This is a genomic window from bacterium (genome assembly GCA_024224155.1).
GTDB lineage: Bacteria > Acidobacteriota > Thermoanaerobaculia > Multivoradales > JAHEKO01 > CALZIK01.
This window is the reverse complement of the sequence record JAAENP010000102.1, coordinates 1-2,931: the sequence shown is the minus strand read 5'-3', so window position 1 is coordinate 2,931 and position 2,931 is coordinate 1. Positions and strand designations below refer to the sequence as shown.

Here is a 2,931-nt window from a genome sequence, read left to right as displayed (position 1 = left end):
GCAGCGAAGTGTTAGCACTGTCGGGCCTCCTGCTTACACGCAGTAACGGAGGTCTGAGCCTGAAGTCGAGCTGGCGGCCTGAGCCGAGCGATCTGAGGCGGCAGGTAAGCCCTGCCGATGAACTGGGCGACCTCCGGTCGACTGACCGCGGCGCGTGCAATCCCGACGCAGTCGATAGCGTCGAGTCGCCGCCAATGGCGAGGCTGGCGTCACGCCTCGCGCCGCCGACCATGCTCGCAATCATTAAGCAAATCGGCTCTAGGCACGCTCGCCGGAAGGACACAGAGCTGCAGCGCAGCCCCCGGCATTGGATGCCCTGGAACTACCGAACGGCCGTGGCGGCAGCCGAGGCGGCAGCTCAGCCTCAGAACTCCGTTAATGGGTGTATTCACGACGGCCAACCGTGCTAATTCCTGAGGCAGAAATGCAGTGCCGGCCCATTGCCGAGCAGGCGCGGGTGGTCTTGGTTGATCTCTGCCAACAGGGCGGCAAGCGCGCGCGCCACCTTCTCTGGCGAGGGTCGCTCGAGGGTCACCTCGATGCGTTGTGCAGAGCGTCGAATGAGGGTTCCGGACAGATGGAACAGGGCACGAAAGACGCTGAGGACGTCCTTCCTCTGACGGTAATGGCGATCGAATTGCAGGGCCAGCAACCTCTCTGCGTTGTGGGCTGCGAGCTTGAGGCTGTTGACGAGCAGCCGACGATCTTCCTTCAGGAGAAATCGCTGGGCGTGCGGGCCCAGCTCGGTCGCCGTGATCTTGGCGGGCGTGTTGCGCCGCCGGTTCTCCAGGCGCGCCATCGAGCGCCGCAGCTTCGCGAGGCGTTGCCTCAGGTCTTCGACGGCCTCGGGCTCGGCGTCGGCTGCGTTCTCGAGGATTCGGCCGAGTTCGGCCTCGAGGCTCTCGGTTTCGCTTCTCAGCTGCCGGATCTTGCGGTTGAGTTCCTTGCGCCTCGGATTCTTGACCACGCGCTCGGCCTTCTCCTCCGACGCGCCATACTGGATGAGCTGATCGATGGCGGAGTGCTCGAGCAGGTACTTGAGGCTGTTCTCCTGTCTCCACCGCAACCGCAGGCAGTGCACCACCTTGGCGCCCCTGACCGCTGCCTGCAGGTTGGTCAGAACCGGGATCTGCTTGCCGTCGTCGCCGAGGTAGATGACGGTACGCACCAGTCCTGGTCCGCGGATCCGCGTTCTCTTCTCGTAGAGCTGGTAGACCGTACGTTTCCCGTCGAGCGCGAACCAGCCGCGGCTGAAGTCGCACAACGGGTAGCGGCGGTGGGCCTTGCGCCCCTTGAGGTAGGTGATGTAGCCGATCCCCTCGTGGTCGAGCCAGCGAAACAAATTGCCGCTGTAGCCTCCACGGTCGAAGACCACGTTGAACGGCAGCGGGCCGTGCACTGCCCGGATCTCCTGCACCACCGAAGGGATCGCCCGCGCCAGGGAGTCGTTGAGAGGTTGGGAGAGGAAGAACAGCACTCGACCTCGAGCATCGTGGACGTAGACGTCCGTATGGCCGGACTCGGCCAACCGCCGCTTCGAACTCCAGCCCTTGGGGGTGCGGTGGGTCCCGTAGTACGGCACGAAATGCCCGTCGACGTAGTACAGCCCTTCCCACACCGGCTCCAGCGTCAGGTATCGGCGAAACAGCTCCCGCGACAAGTCCACGGGGTCGACGCTTTCCGCCAGCCGCCCTACCTTTCTCCGAAGGGTCTGGACTCCGGGGCTGGCCGCCTCGCCGAAGATGGCTCCCAAATCCCTGGGCTCGGCATTCTTGAGATCCTCCACCGACCGAAAGCGCAAAGCGAAGCAGAAGATCAACGCCGCGACCACTTGGCGCCACCCGGCATGCCGCGAGGGATCCACGGAAGGCCGGAGCCCCGAGAGGACTCCCCAAACGTCCAGCCGCGACAGTGCGGCGTACAGCAGAGTCACGCCGGCATAGCGACTCGTTGTTGCGCCGAGCGTTGGCGTCGCGACCGGTTCCGGCAAAGCCTGCGGCGGGTTCCGTTGAGCTTCTTCGATTCCGGGCAGAACCCTCGGCTGTTCTTGCTCGTGCCCTCGGATGACCGTAGCGACCAAGGTATGAGAGACCTTCAGCCCCTTGCGCCTCAAGCGCTTGGCAATGGACCGGTACGAGAGGCCTTGGCTGCGCAGACGAAGGATCTTGTCTTCGAGCTTCCGCGTTCGCTTGCTCGGCCCCTTCGGCCCCGGCTTCTCGGGCACCAACGCTTGTGCCCCGGCGTCGCGAGCCAGACTCCTCCAGCGGCTCACCGTCACGAAGTGACGTTCGAAGATCTCGGCAACCAGTTTGGCCGGGAGTCCGCTGACCTCGACCAGCTGCGTTACAATCACCCGCTCGGTCAGTCGATCCTCGCGCGGATACAGCGCGATGCGATGACCATTGAGGTGAACCACTCGGTGATCTCCGACGTCGGTCACCTCCAAACGCGGAAGTCTGAAGGACTCGCTTTGGACGCCAGCGCTCGCAGAAACCATGGGCTGTAACTCCTGTTCTCTCTGAGAAGTTAACAGCCATTATCGTACACCAACAGGCCCGCTAAGTCAAGCATTTCAAACGATTTAGAGACGTCCGCCGAAGAAGTAACGGAGTTCTGAGCCTGAAGTCGAGCTGGCGGCCTGAGCCGAGCGATCCGAGGCGGCAGGTAAGCCCTGCCGATGAACTGGGCGACCTCCGGTCGACTGACCGCGGCGCGTGCGTCCCGACGCAGTCGATAGCGTCGAGTCGCCGCCAATGGCGAGGCTGGCGTCACGCCTCGCGCCGCCGACCATGCTCGCAATCGTTAAGCAAATCGGCTCTAGGCACGCTCGCCGGAAGGACACCGACTCCGCAACCGCCATCGGAGCGCTGACCGACCGGCCGCGTGTGCTATGCTCTCTCGCGTCATCGTCCGCCAACCGGCTCTGAGTGG

General features: G+C 64.0%; 1 protein-coding gene. It reads right to left on the bottom strand.

Going from position 1 to position 2,931, the window contains the following annotated elements; translation table 11 throughout:
- Window positions 1-406: 406 nt before the first annotated feature.
- Window positions 407-2,497 carry a hypothetical protein gene (locus GY769_06125; protein MCP4201497.1) on the bottom strand — a complete coding sequence of 697 codons (2,091 nt, stop codon included), beginning with the start codon at window positions 2,495-2,497 and terminating at the stop codon, window positions 407-409.
- Window positions 2,498-2,931 lie beyond the last annotated feature (434 nt).

Bases quoted from the DNA above. Each gene is read 5' to 3' on its own strand.
- GY769_06125 (MCP4201497.1), bottom strand. From the start codon at position 2,497: ATGGTTTCTGCGAGCGCTGGCGTCCAAAGCGAGTCCTTCAGACTTCCG.